Here is a 25,195-nt window from a genome sequence, read left to right on the forward strand (position 1 = left end):
CCCTAAAACTAACACAGAACATTATACTCACTATTGTGAATTGATTAACGGTTTAGCCCGATACAGGAACGGTAGCTTATAATTGATAAACGGTCAGGAATGGTATTCTAAGGCTAAGCATAATATAGCTGTAGCACCGGGCTCCTCCCCATTATCTTTCAGCTGAAAACGATACGCTTTTCCCTTAACCTCGCTCAGGAGTTGCAAGCGGCTCCGGATCATATCCAGTCCCAGGCTTTTGTGTGTCCCTTCGGCAGAGCCAGTGCTGCGCAACCCAGGGCCGTTATCCCGTACATAGATGACTAAACTATCTTCTGCTATGGTACAGGAAATGGTAATCTTTACCGGCTTATTACTGGCCATAACACCATGAATGACGGCATTTTCAGCTAAGGGCTGTAAGAGCATTACCGGTAGCAGTATCTTGTCTGTATCGAGCCCTAGTTCCAACTCAATAGTGTAGGAGAGCCGGTCTTCAAATCGTAATTGTTCGAGGTCCAGGTAATTGCGGATGTATTCCAGTTCTTTCGACAACATATTCTTACTTTCTCTGCTGCTGTTCAGGCTTGCCCGGATCAGTTTAGAAAATTTGGCCAGGTATTTATTGGCTCTATACCGGTCATGATCGTTGATATAGCCCTGAATCGCATTCATTGCGTTGAAGACAAAATGAGGATTCATCATCGCTTGCAGGGCATGCAATTTCAACAAGGTTACCTGTAGTTTCATATCCTGCTCACTAAGCTGTCTTTTCCGCCGCCTGCGGGCAACATAATTGCCGGCCAGCATTATCAGGATCAGTGCCGACAAGCATAAAGACAGGATTACCGGCCAGCGTTTTAAGAAGGGCACCGGTATCTGCAACAACAGGACTGTTTCCTCCGACCATTTGCTGTCTCCTTTACGGCAGCGGAGGTACAGTTTCTTGTGGCCATCAAAACCCAATGGGATGGAAAAGAAGGGCCCGGGTGTTTCAATAAAATTGTCGGCGCCTTCAAAACGGTAGGCGAAGATCACCGGTGCGGTATTGCCAAATGCTATGGCGCTGCATTCCAGTTTTATTTCCTTGCTTTGTTCCGGAAGATAAATGGTTCCGGAAGGGTTCATCCAGACTTGCGCTTTATTTTGGATAGAATGGAGCAATAGCCGGGGTTTATCCGGCTGTTGTGTCAAGGATTCGATAGGAAGTTTTTGTAAGCCCTCTGCGGTAACCACATAGAGAAAGTCTTGTTCCAGGCAAAAAGTAAGGACATTATCCGATAAAAGACCATTGTTCTTGTTCACCCAAAGTACAGGGCTGTATTTATCTCCTTTGCGACGAAACATACCAATCCCGGCTTCTCCGGAAAGCCACAATTGATCTCCATATATTTTTGTTTTACTGATGGCGCCCCAATGCAATTCCTTTAGGCTTATCAACTGGCTTATATTTCCTAAGGTATCAGTAATGGCTATCCCTTCACTTTCTGTAGTCAGTACAAGGAGGTTCGGCGCCGGCATTTTGATATCTGTAATCCGTTCCTGAAAAAAAGGATGGGCAGCAGAAATCGGGTGGGGTGTCCCTTGCTCAAGCCAATGTAATCCGTCCATATCGCTATACCAGATCTTAGCAGAGGCAATATCCGGGCAAACTGCATATTTTCGGGTCCGGCTTTCGAAGACAGAATCGACCGGCAAACCAGGCTTGGTAATATCTACCTTAAATAAATGCCGTATACCATTGAGATACAACTTTCCGGATGCCGATATTTCGGCGTCTTTTACGGTTCTTGCAAAAAGCCGCAGTGAGTTTACAACCTTTAAGGAGTGGAATTCCTTATTTCCATTTGCCTGCCATACCAATATACAACCACCGGAAACAATGACCTTGCTTAAGGCACTGTCATAATGTATTGTCTTAACCATCATCTCCTTATTTGTAGATCGATACAGGATAGTATCTAGGACCAATTCTTTACTAAAACAAGCCACGCTGCCATTCTCAAACCCGGTTATGATCTGCGCACCACACACTTCCATATCCGTAATTATTTTCCCCGGCCATTGAGGAGTGTACCGAATTGCCCGGGCATTTTGCTTACTATCAGGATAATAATATAAGCCCTCGGCGAGGGAAGTGATCCAGACACCTCCTTCCTTATCCGCCCAGGCGTGCCCCGGAGAATAAATATCCGTAAAGGTGCGATAGAGAACTAATACTCCATTCTGCTCGCGCAGTTCTATTACCTTTCCGTCGTTGCAGGTGATGAAAAAATGGCCTGGAGATTGCACCTCCAGTTGCCAGGGTTCCAGTTTCCCTGCCCAGGTAAAGAGCAATCGCTCTTTACCTTCCCTGAAGCAAAAGAGTCCGTCCGACAACAAGTAGTAGAATGTATTTCCCTTTGCAACGGACATTCTCGGTCCAAGTGGCTCTCTCAACTTGAAGATGCGTTGTCCATTCTTACAGATAATACTTCTATCTGCAAGATAATAATTATCCTTACCTTCCTCCCAATATGCATTGGCCTTGTAAGGCATGATCTTACTGCTAAGGATGCTATCGGCGCTCACGTTTAATTGCGCATAGTTTCCACCTAATCCTAAGACGTGATTGGTGTGGTTACGGCCTTCATAAAAATGGGTAGAATAGTTCATGAGCCGTACCTGAGCCAGCGCGGGTGAATTGCCTGGATAAAAAAAGCGGCCTTTGTCATAAAATCCGACTCTTCCGTTAAAACAACAAAACCAAACCCTGTTATATTTATCGATACAAATTTCCAGTACCTCGTTATCCGGTACGCCATCCTGGGTACGGAATTGCCGGAAATGTGTCCCATCGAAACGGTAGACACCTGTATTAGAACCGATCCAGAGAAAGCCATTGTGATCCTGTATTATATCATAAATATAATTACTAGTCAGTCCTTCCGATACGCCATAATGAATAAAGGTACCCTGTTGCGCCTGCGTTTTTTCCATCAGCAGTATGCATAGCAATACAAGTAAGCGCAAACCTTTCAAGAGCCCATCTTTTGAGACAGTTCCAGGAATAGCGGTAATTTTCTACGGCTGACGGGCACCTCGTGGCCTTCAGAAAGTAAAGCTGTATACCCATCTTTCGAAGAAAAACCTTTCAGATGCCGGAGGTTGATGATGTAAGATTTATGAGAACGGAAAAAAGTGGGATTGGTCAATAAAGGCTCGTAAGAACCGAGTTGCCTGGAAGCGGTAATCTTCCGCGAACCCTCCAGATGAAACACCGTATAGCTGCCTTCTGCCGCTGCAAAAACGACCTGAGAACGGTCAAACAATTCAAAACCCTTATCATGGTTGACGATAAGCTGTTGCTGATCGGGATCGGAAGGCTGTGGCGACATTACTGCTCCAAGCCTTGTTCTGTTCAGAAATTCCGTTGCTTTGTCCACGGCAAGTATTAGTTCATCAATATCTATGGGCTTAAGCAGGTAATCTATGGCCTGCACCTTGATCGCCTTCAGGCAAAATGCTTCATGGGCCGTTACAAAGATCAGTGCCTGATTTCCGGTCAACCCCTGTTGCAATAAGTCAAATCCGCTCTCTGTGCCGAGGTTTACGTCGAGAAATAAAATGTCGATCTTGTTTTGGTCTACCAACCGTTTTGCAGTGCTAACATCTTCAGCCAGAAAAAGCGAACTTAACTGAGGGCAATTTTCAGTCAGCAAGCCAAGCAGGCACTTGCGGGCGGGGGCTTCATCATCTAATATAAGGGCAGAAAACATATTTTTCGTATTTGAGCTATTACTGAATTAAGTGCGTAAACCCCTCTCCTGAAATCCATGTTTTTTCAACGACGTACAAGATCGCTGCCTGTTATGTGACATTTCATTTGCCAATTTTAATAGCGGTATAGGTTTATTCGTTTAGCACCTTAAAAATATAACATTAAGGATAGAAAAACTATAGTATTTATGCTTGATTTTAAATAAGATAGCTAACTTTCTTATTCAATACAGTATTTCCGGTTCTCTATTATTGCGCAAATATTTGAATGATACAATCGCCTTTGTGCTAAATGATTAGAAAATTTATAAACAGATTTGGTAATATCCTAAAATAGGTGGAAATTTCTCAAAGGTTATACCTCTAATTTAATTCTATAATACATAACACATATTAAATATGAAAAAAGTAACAGGCCTTGGCGGCGTATTTTTTAAATCTGAAAACCCAAAGGGGATGAACGAGTGGTATGCCAAAAATCTTGGGTTGGAAACCAGCGAATACGGAACGACATTTGAGTGGCGGCAGGCTGAAGATCCGTCCAAAAAGGGAACCACGGCCTGGTGTGCCTTTCCGCAGGACACTAAATATTTCAATCCTTCCGAAAAGCCGTTTATGATCAACTATCGGGTGGACAATATCGTTGAATTGCTAGCAGAACTAAAAAAAGAAAACGTAACCATTGTTGATGAAATTTCGGAGTATGATTACGGCAAATTTGTGCATATACTCGATCCGGAAGGAAATATAATTGAGCTTTGGGAACCCAAAGAGGAATCCTATTCTGATGCCGCACCGGATCAAGGGGTATAGTAAATCCTCCTGCTTTAGCGGATTAAAAATAGCGATAGGACTGAAACCTATCGCTATTTTTTAGTTTTAAAGAGCATAGCTCTTTAGCTTTTTATCTTTATTTACTCGGGTATGTAATTTAAACTGACTATCTGGTTTTAAGAAACAAAAATGCCTGTTTTTATTAAGGCAAAAGGTAGCAATTACTATAAATGGAAAGCCAAAGAATAATTAAGTCTTTGTTTCCTAAAAGCGGATACGCAAGTAGTATTATTATCCTTTAGTCTGCAAATAAGCGGCTATCCGCTCCGGTGGCCGGCCTACAAGCGCCACCTCACCGTCAATCAAGATCGGGCGTTCCAGTAAAGCAGGATGTTCCACCAATACCTCAATCCATTCGGCATCGCTTAATACCTTCCCTTCATATTGCTCTTTAAATAGTAGCGCTCCTTTACGAATAATATCCAGGGGTTTTGCCTTTAATTTCTCCAGCAGGTCTTGCAACTCCGCTTTATTCAGAGGGTCTGCGATATAATCCCGTATTTCAAATTCCTGATGCGATGTTTGCACAAAATCAAGCGCACAGCGACTTTTAGAACAGGTATTAATATGTAATAAAGTGATCATTTCTATTTGTTTTTCAAGTGTGCTAAGCTTCCTCCCTTTTCAAAAAAGCGATCTGTTTTTGCTGTTACTTCCGGATCGGGTACCAGGGGTGGCGCATGATGCGGTTTCACCCTTGCATCAATGACCAGACTATCGCAACCCCAGTGTTTGTGTTCATAAAAACTGTTTATCCCGTGTATATCATGTGAAGGATTACTCCGGGTAAAGGTGACCCATAAAAAATTCTTCAGGTTTTTGGCGGTAAAGGCTGCATCATCGGCCAGGATAATCAGCGGTACCTGTGCGATATCATCGGCCTCATGCAAGAGTGTATTTAACCGCTCCATTTCTGCCCGCACCTGCTGGTACGATTCGAATGCTTTTGTCTGCAAGATAACAACGCCGGGCAGTGCCAGTTGCGGATTTTCAAAACCATTGAGGGCTTTAAAAACAGCTGGTACTTCTTTACATAAAGCGCGTACCGGACTACCACAAGCGGCAAAAACGACTTTGCTTCCGGTATTCAAACCGGTACCGGAATAATCTAAAGTATCGATTGTCGTATTAGTCTGGAAATGAATATCCCTCTTCAGGTTAAGCCGCTCCAGCATATAGGTTAGAAATTCCGATTCCTTATGCGTACTAATCGCCTGTTGTTCCTGAGCGGCGATAAAAAGGTATTTGGCCAGACTTAACTGTCCGGTCCCCAAAATTCTGTTGGCCACAGTGAGGATCTCTGCCGGTTGTTTCAGGCTTTGATACGGTGTATACCGCTCATATCCGATGGCAAAGAGTAGGGGATGTACGCCCGCAGCATCCAAAGCATGTACTTCTTTTACACCCGGCACTTCCGAAGGCATGGCTTCGTCTGTCAGTTCATGAATCAGGTCTCCAAAGGCTGTATCTTCCTGTGGTGGCCGGCCCACAACGGTAAATGGCCATATCGCGTTGCGCTTTGCATAGACCTGTCTTACTTTCATAACCGGAAAAGGATGCGTTAGACTGTAATAGCCTAAGTGATCTCCAAAAGGCCCTTCGGGCTTAGTTTCATTAGGATAAATATCGCCCGTGATCACAAAATCGGCATCATGACTAATGCAATAACCGTCTTCATAACTATAACGGAAACGCCGGCCACCTAAAAGCCCGGCAAAAGTCAATTCACTTAATCCTTCCGGTAAGGGCATTACTGCCGATAAGGTATGGGAGGGTAGCCCACCGATAAAAATGCTCACCTTCAAAGGCTGGCCTTTTTTATTGGCTTTTTGCTGATGCACCCCGATGCCGCGGTGGATCTGGTAATGCAGGCCAATCTCTTCATTAGGGATATATTTATTGCCAGAAAGCTGCACCCGGTACATACCTAAATTAGCATTCATCACACCGGGTTTGTCTATATCTTCGCTATATACCTGGGGTAATGTGATAAAAGCACCCCCATCCATAGGCCAGTGATGGATCTGTGGTATGTCGCTGATTTTTATCTTTTCAAAATTATTGGGTAAATGACTGTATTGCTTGGGTAAAGCATTCCAGGCCGCCAAACCCGTTTGCAGGTGCTTAAAAGGCTTCTTTAGGGCCTTCATCGGATCATTTTTCAGTTTGATAACCTGCCCGGTTTGTGCAATGGTATCGCGAAACAAAAATTTGCTGCGCGCTAAAGTGCCGAATATATTGGAAGCGGTCCTGAACTTAGAACCGATAACGTTTTCAAATAATAATGCCGGTCCGCCCATTTCGAATACCCGAAGATGGAGGGCCGCCATTTCTAAATAAGGGTCTACTGCTTCTTTAATGCGCACTAATTGCCCGTCCTGCTCCAGATCTAATAAACTTTCTTCTAAACTTTTGTGCCTCATGATACTGTAAAAAAATTTCACAAATATACTCCTAAATAAGCATGGATAAAGCGAAATGCAAAAGGTTTCGGAATGTTCCGAAACCTTTTAACAAAACTAAAAATGTACTATAAGTAAATTAGAAGGTGTAGCGTACGCCCAATTGCATACCCCAGGTACTGGTAGAATTCACACTTTTCATAAATGCTTTTTTAGGAAATACGGTCTGACCGTTTTCTTTTACTGTAAGCATATTAAAGGATGGGGTACCATCTGCCGAAACACTGTTTACCACTAAAGGCGTATAGGCATATAAGTTACCGTTATTCAGCTGGCTGTAATAACCCCAGTCTTTGCTTAAAAGATTCCCTACGTTTAAGATATCCAGGCTGATCTGAACCGTATTACGGCGATTATTTTTACCAAAACGGGTATAAACATCCTGTAAGATCCGGGCATCAAAACGATTTAACCAGGGTAATAATCCGGCATTACGGTCTACATATTTGCCTTTATATTGCGATAAGATTTTATCATTACTCAGGAATGCTTCATAAGCCGTACGTTGCTCCTGCGCCGTATAGGTTTTACTACCTACCGTTAAAGGCACAAAATTGATCTCGGAAGCATTTTGCGGTACATATAACAGATCCAGAGATACCCCGTCTTTATTGATATCGCCCGAATACGTGTAAGCATAGCGGCCCTGATGTGCTCCTTGATAGAATAAAGAGAACGTTGTTGCCAAATGATCTGCATAGTCGATTCTGTAGGATATTGAACTTACGACTCTATGTGGCACGGCAAATTGTGACATGCCCAGTAAACGCTCGTTAGGGTCATTGATCGAATAATTGTTGGACCAGGCGGAACCTGCGGCAGAACCCGGATTGCCCGTGATGTCTTTGGCAGCAGAATAGTTATAGAATAACGATCCGCTGAATCCATGATAATTATTAACGCTAATCCCCAATGAAGCCGCCATGGAATAACCTTTGCTGCTGTTGGCCAATACCGGGATAATGGTACCCGTGCTATTGGTATATTTTACATCATTATTAAAGAAATCGCGTGTATCCCCGCCATTTTTCAATTGTCCGGAAGCCGCTTTTCTGTTAGCATTATATTGATATACGCCCACGATATCTTTTGTATAGATCAGATCGGCAGTTAAAACGAAGGGCGTATTGCCTAGTTTATAATCCGCACCCAGATTGGTTCTCCATACCTGTGGCATTTTAAAATCAGGATCAATTAAAGAAAACGAACCCGGTACCGCAGCTTTGGGTGAAGCCGGGAAGTCTGTGGTCAGTTGCTTAGGCCAGTACATCGGATCTTTCTCTAAATGACTAATTTTAGTTAAGGTCGCGCCACTCACCGGTTCAAAAGTGTTTTGCAATACACCGGCATTGGTTGGCATATTGGTAAACCATACAAAAGGAATATTACCGGTAAAGATACCCGTACCGCCTCTTAATTGTAGCGAACGATCGCCCAATACATCATAGTTAAAACCCACTCTTGGCGATAACATGATTTTCGACTTTGGCCACATCGCTGTTGTAAACGTAGTTTGTACGCCTTCATTGTTTAAGAGTTTTACCGTATCAATAGAAGGATTGCCTACCGGCTTGTTGAAGAACAAAGGCATATCGGCTCTTAAACCATAGGTCAACCTGAATTTATCAGAAAGGTTCACCTGGTCCTGCGCATAAAGACCCGCCAGGCCAAAGTTCACACGGGCATACTGATCTGCACCGGCATAAGGGTAGGTAACGCCATAAGCAGTAGGTTTACCCCCGGCCAGGAATTCGGATACAGAATTATAACGATAATAGGAAGTGCCCATACGCATATAACTATTGGCATAGCTCATGGTTTGGAAATTGAGGCCTCCGGTAATATTATGTTTCCCTACCTGGTAGGTGATGTTGTCGACAAGATTGATGTTGTCGTTGATTACATCATTATTATAGGAGAACAGTTCTGTACCGAAACTCATGTAGTTATTCTTCCCGGTTCGTTTTCCGGTTGAGTCTGCCGCCTGAAGATCTCCATCCCAAATATCTACAAAAGGAAACAGGTTACCCGGTGTACTCCTGGTGTCCTGTATACGGCTGTATGTAGCTAACAACTGATTGGATACCTTAGGCGACAGTTTACTGTTCAACTCGGCCGATACCGACTGTACTTTATTCAGGAAAGAATAGTTGGCGTTTTCAAAAGCAATGGACTCTGAACTGATCCGGGCTGCAGTCGACCTTGGATTAGGTCCGGAAGAGGCATTGGTACCCTGATCGGAAGTACCTCGCATATGATTGTACTTTATCGTTAGGGTGTTTTTATCATTAATGTTCCAATCCAGGCGAATCAGGCTTTTAATATTGTTGTTTACATAATTATCAGCATAGCCTTCATAGCGTCCCGGATCATAACCATAGGTCGATTTCAGGTAATTGCTTACCGCATTCAGGTCTGTATCCTTTACCCGGCTTACATTGGCCTGACCGCTATTGCTTCCGTTATTGGCGCGCCAAAGGTTACCCTGTGTCAATTGGTTTTCATATTCAAAATTGGCAAAAAAGAATAATTTGTTCTTAATGATAGGCCCACCAAAGCGAACACCATACGTTGTTCCGGAGGTACGGGTCGATTTTGCTAAAGTATCTTCCCCGACTTTCACCCCATTAAAGGATTTAGGTCTAAAAAAAGCATAAGCAGAACCGGAAAAATCGTTGGTACCGCTACGTGTTATGGCATTGATACCCGCGCCGGTAAAACCGGTTTGCCGTACATCAAAAGGTGCTACATTCACCTGTACTTCCTCAATCGCATCTATGGAAATGGGTTGGTTACTGCCACCGGGTAAGGCATCAGGGCTTATCCCAAAGCCATTATTGAAATTGGCACCGTCAATCTGAACATTATTATAACGATTGTCCCTGCCGGCAAAGCTATTGCCATTGGCCTGCGGAGTAAGGCGGGTAAAATCTGTCAGACTACGCTTGATTGTGGGCATTCTGCTGATGGTACTGGAATTGATATTGGTAGAAGCGCCGGTACGATCGCTGTTCAGCAAGGGATTTTTAAACGCAAATACATTCACGGAACCCAATTCTGTGCTGCTTTCTTCTGTCAGTTTTGCATTTAAGACATAATCATCTCCCAAAGCCAGTGTGATATTGTTATACGTTTTTTCGCTGGAACCTAAAGAATTCACCGTAATCGTGTAAGGTCCTCCGGGGCGCATTCCCTGGATATTGAAATAGCCGTTGTTGGTGGCAACGGTGCTGTATTTTGTTCCGGAAGGAACATGCAAGGCCGTAACGATGGCACCCGGCATTATTTCATTTTTACTGTCTTTTACGGTACCTCTTATTCCCGAAGTGGTTACTTGTGCACTGACGATTACTGAAGAAGCCATTAAGGCACCTGTCAGCATTAAGGTAAATTTATTGCTCATCTTTATGTGTTTAATGATGAGGCAAAAGTAGCTTGGGTATATTACGAGAGGATTAAGGAATGTTTAATTACAAAAGAACAAAAGGCACTGNNCAGTGCCTTTTGTTCTTTTGTACGTGTATTTAATTATTTTTTCAGGAATTCTTCCCAATCAATTAATTGTGTTCCTTTCAGCACCCTTGGAAATTTATTCATGGCACCATACTTACCCATATGTTTCAAATAATCTATAAAACGTTCTTTTGGTAAGATTTCGATAAAGACTTCTTTCAGTGCAGACTGCCGCTCTACCGCATAGTCATCATTAATGCGGCATAAGGTCTCATCGATGATTCTTTTAATCTGTTCCTTATCTACATTTTGGTTGTCGCAGCCAATATACCATCTGTGGGCAAACCTGTTTTCATAAGGAAAACCGGCCACTGTAAATTCACCAATGCTTAAACCGGTTTCATTAATGATGGCATCGATCGCTTTGTTGATATTGTCTACAGACATGTGCTCTCCGCAAAGGCTTAAGAATTGTTTGGTACGGCCTACAATCACAAGCTCGTTGTGTCTTACCGAGGTAAAGCGCACCACATCACCGATTATATAACGCCAGGCACCGGAGCAGGTCGATAACATAACGGCATAATCCGTTCCTTTTTCTACTTCATGAATGAATTTGCTCTGTGCATTAGGCCTTACTTCTCCGTCTTCCGTAAAATTTTCTTCATTAAACGGTACAAATTCAAAGAAAATACCCGCGTTTAATTCTAATTGTATACCCGATACGCCCGGTCTGGATTGAAAACCGAAAGAACCTTCAGAGGCCATATAGGTTTCAATATAGGTAATCGGTTTGCCCATCAGTTGCTTCAGGGGTTCCCGGTATGGTTCAAAAGCAACGCCTCCGTGGATGTATACCGAAAGGTTAGGCCACATTTCGTGGATATTTTTCAGGTTATATTTTTTGACAATCTCTTCCAGTACAATCAAAGCCCATGCCGGAACACCACATAAGGTACCTACATTCCATTTAGGCGCATTCTCTACAATCAGCTTTATGCGTTCTTCCCAATTGGGGCTTTTAGATATCTTTTTGCCCGGCTTGTACAGGAGGTTAGAAAATAATTTAGGCATGTTCTTGGCACTGATTCCGCTCATATCGCCTTCATAATAGTCGTCTTTCTCCATTAAAGAAGTGGTGCCGCCCAACATTAAAATACCTTTGGTAAAGGCTGCCGGTGGAATGTCAAAATTGGTCATAGAGTAAAACTGCTTTAACCCTACTTTTTTGATCGAACGGATCATATCGGAGGTCACCGGAATATGCTTGCTTGCCGATTCGGAAGTACCCGAACTGAGGGCGAAGTACTTTACTTTACCCGGCCAGGTGACGTCTGCTTCACTTTTGAGGCAACGATACCACCACTGGTCATGCATAGAATTGTAATTATGTTCCGGAATCGTATTTTTAAAGACCGTAGGAAAATCTACGGCTTCCGATAGTATTTTTTCGAATTGATAATGCTTACCAAAAGCCGTATACTGTGCTTTCTCCAGCAGTTTTTTCAAGGTTTTGCGCTGTACATTCCAATCGTTATCTTTCTTTTTACTAAATCTTTTTCTTATTTTCAAAGAACGGGAAATGATTTCTCCAATAATGGGCATGTTAAGTGGCTGTGTTGTTTTCAGCTGCGAAGTTAAATACATTAGCTGCTCATTTGCAAATAAAGTATTGAAAAAATAACACAAAGGATTGTCATATTTTAGCGAAAATGAGTATAAACTGAAGATATCATATTAAATTTACTTTGTAATTTAGAAATGCTTTTTGTAATTTCGCACACTTTAAAGCGCTTTTACAGATGACATCAAAAATGATTCAGAAGGAAGAAATTGAAAATTATTTAATTGTTCCTGCATCAGAAGACAAATCGTCTACCCTAATCAAAGACTTAGAATACGCCGTAAGACTGGGAAACGAGTATAAGGGAAAAACAATCATTACCTTTCAGTCTTCTGAAGGTCCTTTGACCGTGGAGACGACCGTATGGTCTGTTACCGAAAATAATATACAGTTGAAAGGCGGTATTACGATACCTCTTTCCAGCATTATTATGGTTTCTTTCTAATCATTCTACTTTTTATACTATTTTAGGGATAATTTCGCAGCGGAATTATCCTTTATTTTTATCGATGAGAATTGGCGTCAATACAAGACTGTTTCTGAAAGGAAAACTCGAAGGCATCGGCTGGTTTGCCCACGAAACCCTAAAACGGATCGTACAAAACCACCCGGAGCATGAATTCTTCTTTTTTTTCGACAGGGCATACGATCCGGAATTTGTTTTTGCACCGAATGTAACCCCTGTAGTCTTACATCCTCAGGCGCGGCATCCCATACTCTTCTATATCTGGTGTGAATGGGCCATCCCACAGGCTTTAAAAAAATACAAAATAGACGTTTACCTTTCTCCCGACAACTATGGCAGTTTACGGACAAAAGTACCTACCTGTCTGGTGATCCATGATCTGGCTTTTGAGCATTTTCCTAAATTCATCAAAGGCGTTCACCTCAGGCACTATAAATATTACCTGCCACGATTTGCCAAAAAAGCAACCCAGATTGCAACGGTATCCACATTTACCAAAGAAGATATCGCCCAGAGATACCATATACCCGAAGACAAAATAGATGTGGTCTATAATGGTGCCCATGAAGTGTACAAACCTTTACCTTATGAAGACAAACAGGCGGTAAAAGATAAATACACCGATGGAAATGAATTTTTTCTTTTCACCGGCGCCTTGCATCCCAGGAAGAATGTGATCAATCTGCTGAAGGCATTTGTAAAATTTAAACGCAGGCAGCGCAGCCCGATGAAATTGGTCATCGTCGGCCGTCTGGCCTGGCTGGCCAAAGATATACAGGAAGCCAAAGAGCGCATGCCTTATAAAGAGGATGTGATCTGGCTGGGTTATCAGGAAGTTGAGGAGCTGGCGCGTATTACCGCTTCGGCTTACGCGATGGTCTATCCTTCTTTATTTGAAGGCTTTGGTATTCCGATCCTCGAAGCCCTGACCTGTAAAGTACCCGTTATTGCCTCTAATACCTCTTCTATGCCCGAAGTAACGGGAGATGCCGGTTTACTGGTCGACCCGACCAGCGTGGACGAAATTGCCCAGGCTATGGAACGCATCTATAAAGATGAACCCCTGCGGCATCGGTTGATACAGAATGCAGCCCGTCAAAGTGCCTTGTTCAGCTGGGATCTTAGTGCGGAAAAGCTATGGCAGTCTATCATGAAATGTGTCCAATAGGATGAGTCACCATATTTCCAAAGGAATCCTGGGCGAAAAACTCGCCGTTGCCTTTCTGGAAAGCAAACAACATCATATTGTGCAGACTAATTTCCGTGCAGATCGTAAGGAGGTCGACATCATCTCGCTAAAAGAGAATATTCTAATTTTTACGGAGGTCAAAACCCGCAGCAATTTTGCTTTTGGCTATCCCGAAGCGGCCGTCACCAAAACAAAACAGGCACATATCAAAGCTGTTGCTGCATTATTCCTGCAGGATCATCCGGAATTTACCCAAATACGTTTTGATGTAATCAGTATTATTTTGGCCGGAACACAGGCAAAGGAAATTCATCATATAGAAGATGCTTTTTATTGAGATATACAATTATAAGTAATTAAGCATCAATAATTTCTAAGAGCACTGGCTTTGTTTTGCCATCGATGATATTGGCTAGTATTTTCAAAAAGGCAGGCGATACGGTCGGACAACCGTCACTCTGGCAAATCGGATAAGGATCCACTTCATTGTTGGGAACGCATTCATGGGCATGCAACACGACAAAGCGTTCAAAAGCATTGTTATTACTCGCCTCGAGACCATGCAATTTATAGGCTAGGCCAAAGGTACCCTGATAGGCAAGCCCGATCTTATATTTACCCAAAGCGGTGCAGCCGCCACCCACAACATTACTATATCGTCTGCTCACCTGCACTGTTTCATTACAACGGCCATGGGCGACTAAGGCTTGTTGCACTACTTTTTGATGTATGGCATCATAAATAAAAAAGCGGTCTTTGCCGGAAGCAATGCGCATATTGAGCACAAAAACGACCGTGGTATCGTAACCGTTTTTACGGGCATAGGCGACTAACTGTTTGGCCTTGGCCATAATACGCGGCAATTCGGAGGGATCGACCGGTTTTTGGCTATTTATTGCCTTGTTTCTAAAGAGATAATTGGCCGTACTCCGGTAGTTAAAAGCGATAAATATAAGCAGGCCGGCAAGCAGAAAACCGACAATGATAAGCATTACTTTTTTCATATGATGATTGATGCTGCAATTTATCGAATTGCTTTGTAGTAATTTGGTTAAATTTGCAGCTCTTAAACACAAAATACTATAGTAATATGCTTTTAGCACTGAACAATATAACGTTTTCTTTTGGCGCACGCACGATGCTGGATGAAGCCAGCTGGCAGATCGGGGAGAATGAACGTATTGGCTTGATTGGTCCGAATGGTGCCGGAAAATCCACGCTCTTACGCCTGATCACAGGAGAATACAGACCCGAAGCGGGTAATATGCAGAAGGCAAACGATGCAACGCTGGGCTTTTTTAACCAGGATTTGCTTAGTTTTTCTACTGACGACAGTATACTTACTGTGTGTATGCAAGCTTATGAAAGAGCAGCAGAAATGGAACGCCAGATTGAAAAACTGACTAAAGAAATTGAAGATAATCCGGAAGATGAAGATTTGCTGATCCGGTATAGTGAAGCCCTGCATGATTTTGAATTGGCAGGCGGATATGAAATGGAGCATAAGGCTGCTGCGGTACTCGAAGGTCTGGGTTTCCTGACCAAAGACTTGCACCGCCCTTACAATCAGTTTTCCGGGGGATGGAGAATGAGGGTATTGCTAGCTAAAATCATGTTGCAGCAACCGGATATTCTCTTATTGGATGAACCGACCAACCACTTGGATCTTCCCTCTATCGAATGGCTGGAGAAATACCTGCAATCCTATCCGGGTACAGTGATCATCGTTTCGCATGACCGTTATTTCCTGGACAGAATGGTAACCAAAATCGTTGAACTGTTCCAACAAAAATTACATATTTATTCGGGCAACTATACTTTCTATGAAGAAGAAAAGGCGACCCGTATGGAGTTTTTAGAGCGCGAATATGAGAACCAGCAGAAATTTATCAAACAACAGGAGCGCTTTATTGAACGTTTCCGTGCACAGGCTACCAAAGCAGCGCAGGCACAAAGTGCCATCAAGCGTTTGGATAAGCTGGAAAAAATAGAGCTGAATGATGAGGGCGCACCAAGAATGAATATCAGTTTTGATGTGGGGGTAACGCCAGGCAAGATTATTTGTGATCTCAAAAATGTGTCGAAGGCTTATGGCGACCTGCAATTGCTTAAAAACGCAGATGCCGAAATCATCAGGGGTGATAAAATTGCTTTAGTGGGTGCCAATGGTAAAGGTAAATCAACCTTGATGCGTATCGTAACGGGCAATGAAACTTTTGAAGGTGTTCGTACCGGTTGGCATAATGTAATCTCCAGTTTCTACGCGCAGCACCAGTTGGAAAGCCTGCAGGTTGAAAACAATATCTTAGATGAATTAAAACTTTGCGGCAGTAATAAGACGGAGGTGCAATTGCGCCAGCTCTTAGGCTGTTTCTTGTTTTCGGGCGATGATGTGTTTAAAAAGATCAAAGTATTATCGGGAGGAGAAAAGGCGAGGGTAGCCCTGGCAAAAGTAATCACAAGCAATGCCAATTTCTTATTGCTGGATGAACCGACCAACCACCTGGATATGCAGTCTGTAGAACTATTGATACAGGCCTTACAACAATATGAAGGTACCTATATCCTGATTTCGCATGACCGTTATTTTGTGAGTAAAACGGCTAATAAATTCTGGGAGATTGAAGAAGGAAAAGTAAAGTCTTTTGAAGGTACTTATGACGAGTGGATCTACTGGAAAGAAAAGATTGCCAAAGAACAACTGGCAGCCAAAACAGCAGAAAAGAACACCCCTAAACCGGCCAAATTAGCGCAACCGGTAAAAACGGTGGTACAAAATGTAAACAGGGAACAGCAAAAAGAAATTCAAAAGCAGCAAAAGGCGGTAGAACGCATAGAGCAGCAATTGAATGAAGCCAATGCTCTGAAGGTTACTTACGAAAATGACCTGGGTAACCCGGATATTTATGCCGATAAAGATAAATTCAAAAAAGCTGAGGATTTGTATAAGGCCCAAATGCAAAAATGCAATACGTTACAAACACAGTATGATACGGCTTTTGAGCAATTAATGAATCTGGAAGAAGGGGCTTAATTAAATATTTAAATCCCTTTCTCACCTCGGTGAGAAAGGGATTTATTAAATCGGGCATAAACTTATCGAATACCCGTATTTACAATCTTAGGGAACCGACGTATACCTTGGTTTCATAACCGATACGGATCTTGTTATCCTGTTGATAATGCGCAAATAATTTTTTCAGATCATTGATCATCTCCTCGTAAACAGGATTTTCTTGTTTAGGCATATAGGAAGAAGATAATAAACGTCCTTTCAAGCCTTCAAAATCAAAAAGCTGTTGATTAGCAAAAAGCTGCTCCGTACAGGAATTGGGCGCGAAGAAGTCTTTGATGCTTTCATAATCAACATTCCGATGACTGATCTGTACATAATCGATCGCATACTTAAGGATGAGCTGATCATAGGCTTGTTCAAATTCAGTACGCACCAAACGCTCATTCCAAATTAAAACAACATATCCATCCGGTTTCAATATCCGTTGAAACTCTTTTCTGACGGGTACCTTATCAAACCAATGAAAGGCCTGTGCGGCCACTACTGCATCTACACTATGATCGGGCAATAAAGTATGTTCGGCTGTTCCGTCGAGGGCACTAAATTTTGAATATTCTTTTAAATCTGCTGAAGCCGCAGCACGCATTGCTGCATTGGGTTCCACCGCAATTACGGTATAATCCAGCTCCAGGAATAAGAGACTTGAAATCCCCGTTCCTGCACCGATATCTGCAATCGTTTTTTGCGGGCTTAATCCATATTGTGCCTGTAAAAAAAGGACGATCTCCTTTGGATAATGGGGGCGGTATTTTTTATAATCACTTACCCTGTTGCTAAACCGGTTGGTACTGTCTTGCTGATGCATATCTTTCTACACTTTATTTACAGTTTTATCCTAAGCATAGGTCAAGGCGAGATGGCTTACCCGTCTTGGCCTATCCCACAAAAAAATATGAAAAGCCGGATTAGCTTTTCATATTTACAAATTGCAAGGGTAGTTCCAGTGCAGAACTTCTGCACAATGCGATGACTTCTTGTAATTCATCAATTTTTTTACCCGTCACGCGAATTACATCATCCATGATCGCAGCCTGTACTTTAGAGCCACTGTCTTTGATCAGTTTTACGATCTTTTTAGCATCGGCCTGTTCAATTCCATTACGGATCTTGATATCTTTCTTTACATATTTTCCGGAAGCGGTATGGTCTTTACTGATGTCGAAACATTTGGCATCAAGGCCCTGGCGCATGGCTTTCGTAAGAATGATGTCTTCTGCCTGCTTCAGCTGCATATCACTTTCAATCTCTAATTTGAGCACCATGTTTTTCTTATCCAGCTCGATTTCACAATGGCAACCTTTAAAATCATAGCGAGTGCTAATCTCTTTTTTGGCCGTATTAATGGCATTATCTAAGGTTTGAAGATCTACTTTACTGGTAATGTCAAAAGAAGGCATAAATAATAAATTTCTGCAAAGATAAAATTTTTATCTTTTGGAATTAATGACAAATGCAGAAAAATTCGTGTTTCCGCCGGACATCACAGATGTAACGTATGCTATATAAGGCTGCACATAAAACAGCCGGACAATACGCCCGGCTGTTCATATCTTTAAAATGCTTTATATGACCCGCATATAGGCTATCATTTTGTTCGTCCTTTTGTGGCAACAAAAGGACGAAAAATGCCTGTTTTCATCAAGGCGATTGCTCTGCACTACAATTTTGTTACGTTTCGTGCATTGATTTTGAGCATTAAGCGAGTATACATGGCTCAAAAATCGCAACTTCAATACAAAATTGTTATCGCTGTGATGAAAACGATAAGCGATCTGTACCGAACAAGTCGCTTAGGACTGGCCTTATAAATCCGGCGTTAAGAAAATCATTGGCTCGGTCGCTCATTCGTAAATCAATGTCTGAGTTTAGTTTTCTTCCGACCGACACATTGATTTTTAGCCATGGATTTATATAGCCTTGATTTTGGTACCTGTTGCCTTGATGCAAAAGGTACCAATAGCTATAAATGAAAACCCAACGAATAATTAAGTCCTTGTTTCCGAAAAGCGGATACTCAATATGCTTTATTTCTTAAGTATCATTTTCCTGATGTTATCTTCCTTACGGTTAAGTATCAGTAGGTAAGTACCGGCAGGTAGATTTGCCATATCCAAGAGCATGACCGGCTGTGTCGCCACAACAGTTTTTAACTGCTTACCGGCGAGATTCCAAAGTTCAAAGACCTCACCAGGCAACAGATTTTGTACCGTGATGACATCCGTACATGGATTAGGATACACAATTAGTTCCTCTGCTGTCGCATTTTCTGCCAGCATGATGATTTTAGAGTAACTGTTGGTACCATCTGCCTCCAGGATGTTTAAGCGGTAATAATTTTTTCCTTTCCATACCGCTGTCCTTTGCAAAGAGTATTGTTCCAAACCCTTAGCAGTAATGGTTCCTACCGGCTCAAAATGCAGCGCATCGGGACTCGCTTCCAGTTCATAATGATGAATGGCTTTTTCATCTGCTACGGTCCATACAATCGTATGTCCTTCTTTTTCTTTAAAGGCTTTTATATCTTTTATGGTTACGGGCAAAGGAACATTGGTCACGCTTCCGCTAAGCGGTATGGATTTACTCATACCGCCACCGGAAATGCTAAGCGTATTCGCGTAGTTTCCGCTGTTGAGCTCGCTTTTCATTCGTACATATACGGTTCTGGAAGAAAGTGCTGCTCCGCTATAGGCAACAGACTGGCTGCTTAAATAGGTCGTCCCGTTGAAGCTGTACTCAAAACCTGCAGGAACCGAAATGCTGATATTACCGCTGGCAGGGGTCAGATCGCTGGCACTCAATGTAAAGGTCTGTGCTGCCGAAGGGCCGTTGCCTTCTCCATAAGAGAAGCCACTAAGGCTCGCCTTAGAAGTCGTGACAGAAGGAGGATTCACCAGCTTAAACATATAGATATCATCCTGACCGGAACCGTAGCAGGCAAAGAGATCTGCACTAACATTGTATTTCAAAATGTTTCTGCTATAAGAGGCCGGTCCGGTTATCGTTGCGATACCGGAACTGGTTACGGAAATGGTAAAGTTTTCCGGGCTTGCATTGCCCAGCAAACCGTTATTGTTTCCTGTCCTTGGTCTTAAAAATGTATTATTGACGGCATCTTTTAATGTAAAGGTGCCGCCGGTACCCGTACCTAAGGTGATTTCATATGGCCTTGCCTCGTCGCTGGATAGAGTCGCTACAGTAGTCGTAATCGCATTGGAAGATACCGTAACATTTACGGCTGGCCGGTTATTGGTATTTTGATATCCAATCGCACCCACAGTGCCGGATTTACCATCTGTAATCAGGTACTGACCGCCTGATACGATTTGTGCAGATGAGGTAACTAACTGATAGGTGCCTTGTGCTGTGGTGGATATAATCCCTAACAGTACACTGAGTACGGTCAGCATTAATGGTTTTCTCCATGTAAAAATTGTCTTCATGTTTACAAACTTTTGTTTAGAAATGTATTTTATTACAGGGCGAAAGTAGTAAGCCAATATAAATTGGCGGGTAACACTAAATTCATCTTATGGTAACAAAAGCGGCTTAACAGATAGGCTATTTTAGGTTAAAAGAAAAGAAGCATGCGCGCTATTTTAAAATATAAATGGTTGATAATCACTTATTTAAACTTATCGCTCTCAAACAGAATAAAGAATACGGAAAATAAATCATATTCGAATTAACATGGGTTAATGTCTTGTTTTCTTAATCTTAGTTTAATAATTGCATGATTATTTCATAACACTATGAAAGGATTTAAGGTAATCTGATGCTCTTTTAGAGCAGCCAAAAAAGGTACCTCATAGTAGGAGGAAACCAAATAGTCATAAATTATGCCCTGTTTTATGTATTTTTAGCAAGAACAGCATCTATAGGATATACAAACAGCAACATATTTTATAAACAAGACAAAAAATGAATTATATGAAATTAATCATGACCGGCTTATTAGCTATAGGACTTCTGTCTTTTACCGCCTGTGCAGCAGGTAAGAAAAAAAGCAAGACAGCCCAGGAACAGGGTACCGGTGCCGTACTGACTCAAAAATGGATGATTACGGAAATGAGGGGAACAACAAAGGAAGAACTGATAAAGTTTGGTGCCTTCATCTCTTTTAATAAAGATATGAATGGCAGTGCTTATATGGGTTGTAACGGTATTTCGTTTCAATATAAGCTGAACAAAGCACAGGGCATTTCTATGAGCAATGTATTGAGTACCATGCGCTATTGCGAGGACAGCAGCCCCATAGAAAACCGCTTCAGTCAGGAAATCGTAAAAGCTGAATACCAATACGAAATCAAAGGGCATTTTTTATACTTAAAGGATAGTAAAGGCGTCTATATAAAAGCAATAAGACCGGACTGGGACTAATTTACAGCCCCATGATCTTTTCAAGATGATGTTCCTGAATGCCAAAGTATGCTTTGGCATTTTTTATTTTTGTACTGATGATTTCCTGTTGTGCAGGGTTTATTTGCTGCTTTTTAGTGCCTACAATTAATACATTTTTGGGCGTATGTGCATCCGAAATAAATTCAAATACTTTGGTGCTATAACCATAATATTCCATAATCATGGCCCGCAAGCCATCGGTAACCATTTCCGATTGGCGTTCGGTAAAAATGCCATGCTTCAATAAGAAATCCAGATCGTTGACCGCTTTATTTTTTTCAATCTCTCTCCTGATTTGTTTATGGCAACAAGGTGCTACGACTATAAGGTCAGCATTGCCGCGAATTCCTTTGGCAATGGCATCGTCTGTGGCGGTGTCGCAGGCATGTAAGGCGATCAACACATTGATCTGATCGCTTTCGTAATTTTCTATACTTCCTTCCACGAAAGACAAGCCTTCAAATTGAACTTTTTGCGCAATATCATTACAAAGATCAACCAGATCCTTTCGGTATTCCACCCCAATAACCTCTGTTCTTTTTTGAAGCGTATTGGTCAGGTAATCATAAAGTGCAAAGGTGAGGTAACCTTTTCCGGCACCCATATCTACTATATTCAGCACTTCCCTTGAAGGTAATTCTTTTAAAAGAGTGCTTAAAATCTCGATGTAATGATTGATCTGTTTAAACTTATCCTGCGCGCTCTTATAAACCGTTCCGCCGGCATCGGTAATCTTCAACTCCTGTAAATAGCTTTTGCCTTCACTTTCCAGCTTTCTTTGCTTGGCCTTATCATGTGTCGGCTCGGGTAGGGTATTATGACTCGGTTTCCTTTTGTTATAAGTAAGTGCATTGTTCTTTCCATACTCAATGACTGCATCAAACTCAAGTGTAAATAAGCTAGCCACTCTAAATTGCTGCAAATCAACATAATCGGATAGAAGTACTTTTGCTTCTTCCAATGTATAATTCTTAACGATATCGCGGGTCTTGTACCGGTAGGTAAAGCTGAGCATCGTTTTTTTCTTAATGACAGCAATTTTAATATAGATATTCTTCAGGGCTTCGGCACCGCGATAATTGCCCAAACTGACTTTTACAAAAGTATTATTTGCAATGCTCTCGTCTAAAGCGCTGAAAAATTCATTAAAAGCTGCGTCCATTATAATCGGGATTTGATAAGGTAAAAAACGAAGAAACACCAAAATACATTGGTGTTTCAACAAATTTATGATTTAAATATTAATGTCTGAAATGTCTTTGACCGGTCATGACCATGGCTAAATTGTGTGCTTTGCAATATTCAATGCTGTCTTTATCACGGATAGAACCGCCTGGTTGAATGAAGGCTACAACACCCTCTTCATCAGCCATTTGTACGCAGTCATTAAAAGGAAAAAATGCATCGGAAGCTAATACCGCACCTTTCAGGTCAAATTTAAATTGTTTTGCTTTTTCGATAGCATGGCGTAAGGCATCTACACGGCTGGTCTGTCCGCAACCTTTTCCAATAAGCTGTTTATTTTTCACCAAAGCAATCGCATTACTTTTCAAATGCTTACACACGATATTGGCAAAGGCTAATTCATCCTTCTCGCTATCGCTACAGGCTCTGGCGCCAACTTCTTCCCATTTCTCAAAATTACCCTGATCAGCTACTTGTGTCAAGGTTCCGTTTAAGATTGATTTTACATTGGTGGTATAAGAAGCCGTCTGTGCATTCATTTGTAACAAAATACGGTGCTTCTTCGATTTTAAGATGTTCAGGGCTTCTTCTTCAAAAGCTGGTGCCATCAATACTTCAAAAAAGATTTCATTTATGGCATGAGCCGTGGCCACATCAATCGTTTTATTCGTGATCAATACGCCACCAAAAGCACTTTCCGGATCACCGGCCAATGCCGCATCCCAAGCTTCTTTTACGGTAGCTCTGCCCGACACACCACAGACATTGGTATGTTTGATAATCGCAAAGATTGCTTCGTCATGGGCTTTAAAATCGTTGATCAATTGTACGGCAGCATCTACATCTACAAGGTTGTTGTATGATAATTCTTTCCCATTTATCTGCGCAAATACTTCGCTCAAATCCCCGAAAAACGTCGCAGACTGATGCGGGTTTTCTCCGTAACGCAGGCTTTGCTTATGTTTTAAAGGTTGTATAATGGTTCCGTTAAAATAGTTATTGATCGCAATATCGTAGTTCATAACAACTTCAAAAGCTTTTGCAGCAAAGGCTTTACGCTGTTCTAAACTCGTCGCCCCTTCTTGCGCTTTCAACATTTCTTCCAAAACGGCATAATCGTTTTTATCGGCAAGCACCACCAGGTCTTTGAAATTCTTCGCTGCCGCTCTGATCATAGAAGGTCCGCCGATATCGATCTTCTCGATAATCAATTGCTCTTCGTTGGTATTTTCCAAAGTCTCTTCAAAAGGATACAAATCGACAATCACCAGGTCAATCTCCGGAATATTGTATTCCTTCATTTCCTGAAGATCCTGTTCATTACTTCTTCTGCCCAAGATACCTCCGAATACGGCAGGGTGTAAGGTTTTTACACGACCGCCCAGAATAGCAGGGTAGGTGGTCAGGTTTTCAACAGGCACACAAGGAATGCTCAGTTCCTCGATAAACTGCTGGGTACCACCGGTAGAATAGATGGTCACGCCCTGGCGGTGCAATTCCTGCACTAAAGGGGCTAAACCGTCTTTGTAAAAAACAGAAATTAAAGCCGATTGAATCGATTTTGTAGACATATATTGGAGTTGATATTTATAGCTGATTGCCTTTGGGCTGCAAATTTCTGTAAATTTCTTTAGTATTCAAAGAATTGCCTTTTGAAATATGAGCGGAGTACAGCTATTTGTATTCTACTATACTTAATAAATAAGCGTTGTGAGAAAGAAGAGCGACTATCGTCTTCAATGAATATTAATTTAACATCATATAAAATCTACAAATTTGTTGCCAATATGTTCGTCCTTTTGTGGCAACAAAAGGACCAAAAATGCCTGTTTTCATCAAGGCGATTGCCCTGCATCGCAATTTTGTTACGTTCCGTGCATTGATTTTTGAGCTTTAAGGGAGTATTCGAGGCTCAAAAATCGCAACTTCAATACAAAATTGCTATCGCTGTGATGAAAACAATAAGCGATCTGTACAGAACACATTGATTTTTAGCCAGGGATTTATAAGGCCTTTATTTTGGGGCTGTATGCTTAACTATATACTTGATTGCTCCATTGAGCAAAAACATAGCGACCAATAAAGTAAATAGATAATATAAAAAGCACACCGAGTATTAAACTCAATATATTTCTGAATACCTCTAAGTCAGATAAAGAGTCGGAAGGTACAACATACCATTTAAGCTGCACCATTAGCTTTGGATCCATAGCCACAACTCCTGTTATTAAGCAATCATTACATATTTCGTTATGGGTATCTTTTAATATCTCTAGAAATAATAAGTTTTTATCGACAGTTTCAACATATGCGAATATTCTGCCATTTCCCAAACCGTATTTAAGAATTTTAGATATGGTATCAGTAATACCATTAGTCTGAACTAGTGACCGATTCCCTAATAAAGGCATTCCATGGCGATCCATCAGACTAAACCCACCTTCAAAGCTATATCTGAATACCGGTCGAACACCATACGGTAGGGGGCTTTTATAGGCAAAAGTATTTTTACCGGTTAGGAAAAGATGCTTATCAATATGATACCAAATAGCACTTATAAAGCATATCCCTAAGAACAGGATTAATATCTTTCTTGCTTTATATCTGCTATTTTGATCCATATCCAGGGTTTTTAAAACGTATATTTAAGGTAGCCTTGATCATCGATACTTTTACTGATCACAATTCCATTAGCATCTAAATATACGGCAATTGATGAGAAGCCTCCATAGGACTTACTATAATCATACATAATCGATTTAGTATCGAA

General features: G+C 41.7%; 19 protein-coding genes. 6 read left to right on the forward strand and 13 right to left on the reverse strand.

The window, feature by feature from the left end; translation table 11 throughout:
• Nucleotides 1–93: 93 nt before the first annotated feature.
• Together DBR32_RS09325 and DBR32_RS09330 are read right to left on the reverse strand one after the other, a co-directional pair.
• Nucleotides 94–2,958 carry a histidine kinase gene (locus DBR32_RS09325; protein WP_124636041.1) on the reverse strand — a complete coding sequence of 955 codons (2,865 nt, stop codon included), beginning with the start codon at nucleotides 2,956–2,958 and terminating at the stop codon, nucleotides 94–96.
• Nucleotides 2,959–2,996: 38 nt separating this feature from the next.
• Nucleotides 2,997–3,737: a LytTR family DNA-binding domain-containing protein gene (locus tag DBR32_RS09330; RefSeq protein WP_124636042.1), complete on the reverse strand. Its 741-nt coding sequence runs from the start codon at nucleotides 3,735–3,737 to the stop codon at nucleotides 2,997–2,999.
• A 400-nt stretch (nucleotides 3,738–4,137) separates the two neighbouring features.
• On the opposite strand from DBR32_RS09330, the gene DBR32_RS15735 reads away from it, so the two are divergent.
• Nucleotides 4,138–4,551 (forward strand): VOC family protein, encoded by a 414-nt coding sequence (locus tag DBR32_RS15735; RefSeq protein WP_124636043.1) that lies wholly within the window; start codon nucleotides 4,138–4,140, stop codon nucleotides 4,549–4,551.
• Nucleotides 4,552–4,803: 252 nt separating this feature from the next.
• Here DBR32_RS15735 and DBR32_RS09340 read toward each other — a convergent pair whose 3' ends face one another.
• From DBR32_RS09340 to DBR32_RS09355, 4 genes are all read right to left on the reverse strand, one after another.
• Nucleotides 4,804–5,157: an arsenate reductase family protein gene (locus tag DBR32_RS09340; protein ID WP_124636044.1), complete on the reverse strand. Its 354-nt coding sequence runs from the start codon at nucleotides 5,155–5,157 to the stop codon at nucleotides 4,804–4,806.
• 2 nt (nucleotides 5,158–5,159) lie between these two features.
• On the reverse strand, nucleotides 5,160–6,995 hold the full coding sequence (locus tag DBR32_RS09345) for a UbiD family decarboxylase (RefSeq protein ID WP_124636045.1): 1,836 nt from the start codon (nucleotides 6,993–6,995) through the stop codon (nucleotides 5,160–5,162).
• A 118-nt stretch (nucleotides 6,996–7,113) separates the two neighbouring features.
• Nucleotides 7,114–10,437, reverse strand: coding sequence for a TonB-dependent receptor (locus DBR32_RS09350; protein ID WP_124636046.1), 3,324 nt, complete (start codon nucleotides 10,435–10,437; stop codon nucleotides 7,114–7,116).
• Nucleotides 10,438–10,562: 125 nt separating this feature from the next.
• The gene (locus DBR32_RS09355; RefSeq protein WP_124636047.1) at nucleotides 10,563–12,092 is read right to left on the reverse strand and encodes a GH3 auxin-responsive promoter family protein; all 1,530 of its coding nucleotides are present in this window, start codon (nucleotides 12,090–12,092) and stop codon (nucleotides 10,563–10,565) included.
• Nucleotides 12,093–12,289: 197 nt separating this feature from the next.
• On the opposite strand from DBR32_RS09355, the gene DBR32_RS09360 reads away from it, so the two are divergent.
• The 3 genes from DBR32_RS09360 (at nucleotide 12,290) to DBR32_RS09370 (ending at nucleotide 14,103) form a co-directional block, all read left to right on the forward strand.
• Nucleotides 12,290–12,556, forward strand: coding sequence for a hypothetical protein (locus DBR32_RS09360; RefSeq protein ID WP_124636048.1), 267 nt, complete (start codon nucleotides 12,290–12,292; stop codon nucleotides 12,554–12,556).
• Nucleotides 12,557–12,620: 64 nt separating this feature from the next.
• Nucleotides 12,621–13,745: a glycosyltransferase family 1 protein gene (locus DBR32_RS09365; RefSeq protein ID WP_124636049.1), complete on the forward strand. Its 1,125-nt coding sequence runs from the start codon at nucleotides 12,621–12,623 to the stop codon at nucleotides 13,743–13,745.
• 1 nt (nucleotide 13,746) lies between these two features.
• A complete protein-coding gene (locus tag DBR32_RS09370) occupies nucleotides 13,747–14,103 on the forward strand; it encodes a YraN family protein (RefSeq protein ID WP_124636050.1) in 357 nt (118 codons plus the stop codon).
• Nucleotides 14,104–14,122: 19 nt separating this feature from the next.
• Here DBR32_RS09370 and DBR32_RS09375 read toward each other — a convergent pair whose 3' ends face one another.
• Nucleotides 14,123–14,770, reverse strand: coding sequence for a murein L,D-transpeptidase catalytic domain-containing protein (locus DBR32_RS09375; RefSeq protein WP_124636051.1), 648 nt, complete (start codon nucleotides 14,768–14,770; stop codon nucleotides 14,123–14,125).
• Between the two features lie 86 nt (nucleotides 14,771–14,856).
• Between DBR32_RS09375 and DBR32_RS09380 the strand changes: the two genes are divergently transcribed.
• Entirely contained in the window at nucleotides 14,857–16,800 is a 1,944-nt protein-coding gene (locus tag DBR32_RS09380) for an ABC-F family ATP-binding cassette domain-containing protein (protein ID WP_124636052.1), read from the forward strand.
• A gap of 79 nt (nucleotides 16,801–16,879) precedes the next feature.
• Here DBR32_RS09380 and DBR32_RS09385 read toward each other — a convergent pair whose 3' ends face one another.
• The 3 genes from DBR32_RS09385 to DBR32_RS09395 form a co-directional block, all read right to left on the reverse strand.
• Nucleotides 16,880–17,647 (reverse strand): class I SAM-dependent methyltransferase, encoded by a 768-nt coding sequence (locus DBR32_RS09385; RefSeq protein WP_124636053.1) that lies wholly within the window; start codon nucleotides 17,645–17,647, stop codon nucleotides 16,880–16,882.
• A gap of 100 nt (nucleotides 17,648–17,747) precedes the next feature.
• Nucleotides 17,748–18,239 (reverse strand): YajQ family cyclic di-GMP-binding protein, encoded by a 492-nt coding sequence (locus DBR32_RS09390; RefSeq protein WP_124636054.1) that lies wholly within the window; start codon nucleotides 18,237–18,239, stop codon nucleotides 17,748–17,750.
• 627 nt (nucleotides 18,240–18,866) lie between these two features.
• Nucleotides 18,867–20,282 carry a T9SS type A sorting domain-containing protein gene (locus tag DBR32_RS09395; protein ID WP_124636055.1) on the reverse strand — a complete coding sequence of 472 codons (1,416 nt, stop codon included), beginning with the start codon at nucleotides 20,280–20,282 and terminating at the stop codon, nucleotides 18,867–18,869.
• Nucleotides 20,283–20,769: 487 nt separating this feature from the next.
• On the opposite strand from DBR32_RS09395, the gene DBR32_RS09400 reads away from it, so the two are divergent.
• Nucleotides 20,770–21,219: an META domain-containing protein gene (locus DBR32_RS09400; protein WP_158605948.1), complete on the forward strand. Its 450-nt coding sequence runs from the start codon at nucleotides 20,770–20,772 to the stop codon at nucleotides 21,217–21,219.
• Nucleotide 21,220: 1 nt separating this feature from the next.
• Here DBR32_RS09400 and DBR32_RS09405 read toward each other — a convergent pair whose 3' ends face one another.
• The 3 genes from DBR32_RS09405 to DBR32_RS09415 all read right to left on the reverse strand — a co-directional run bounded on the left by DBR32_RS09405 (nucleotide 21,221) and on the right by DBR32_RS09415 (nucleotide 25,046).
• Entirely contained in the window at nucleotides 21,221–22,402 is a 1,182-nt protein-coding gene (locus tag DBR32_RS09405) for an SAM-dependent methyltransferase (protein ID WP_124636057.1), read from the reverse strand.
• Nucleotides 22,403–22,481: 79 nt separating this feature from the next.
• On the reverse strand, nucleotides 22,482–23,996 hold the full coding sequence (purH, locus tag DBR32_RS09410) for a bifunctional phosphoribosylaminoimidazolecarboxamide formyltransferase/IMP cyclohydrolase (RefSeq protein WP_124636058.1): 1,515 nt from the start codon (nucleotides 23,994–23,996) through the stop codon (nucleotides 22,482–22,484).
• Between the two features lie 462 nt (nucleotides 23,997–24,458).
• The gene (locus DBR32_RS09415) at nucleotides 24,459–25,046 is read right to left on the reverse strand and encodes a hypothetical protein (protein WP_124636059.1); all 588 of its coding nucleotides are present in this window, start codon (nucleotides 25,044–25,046) and stop codon (nucleotides 24,459–24,461) included.
• Nucleotides 25,047–25,195: the final 149 nt, after the last annotated feature.

Origin of the sequence: Taibaiella sp. KBW10 (genome assembly GCF_003852495.1) — a bacterium.
Classification (GTDB): Bacteria; Bacteroidota; Bacteroidia; order Chitinophagales; family Chitinophagaceae; genus Edaphocola.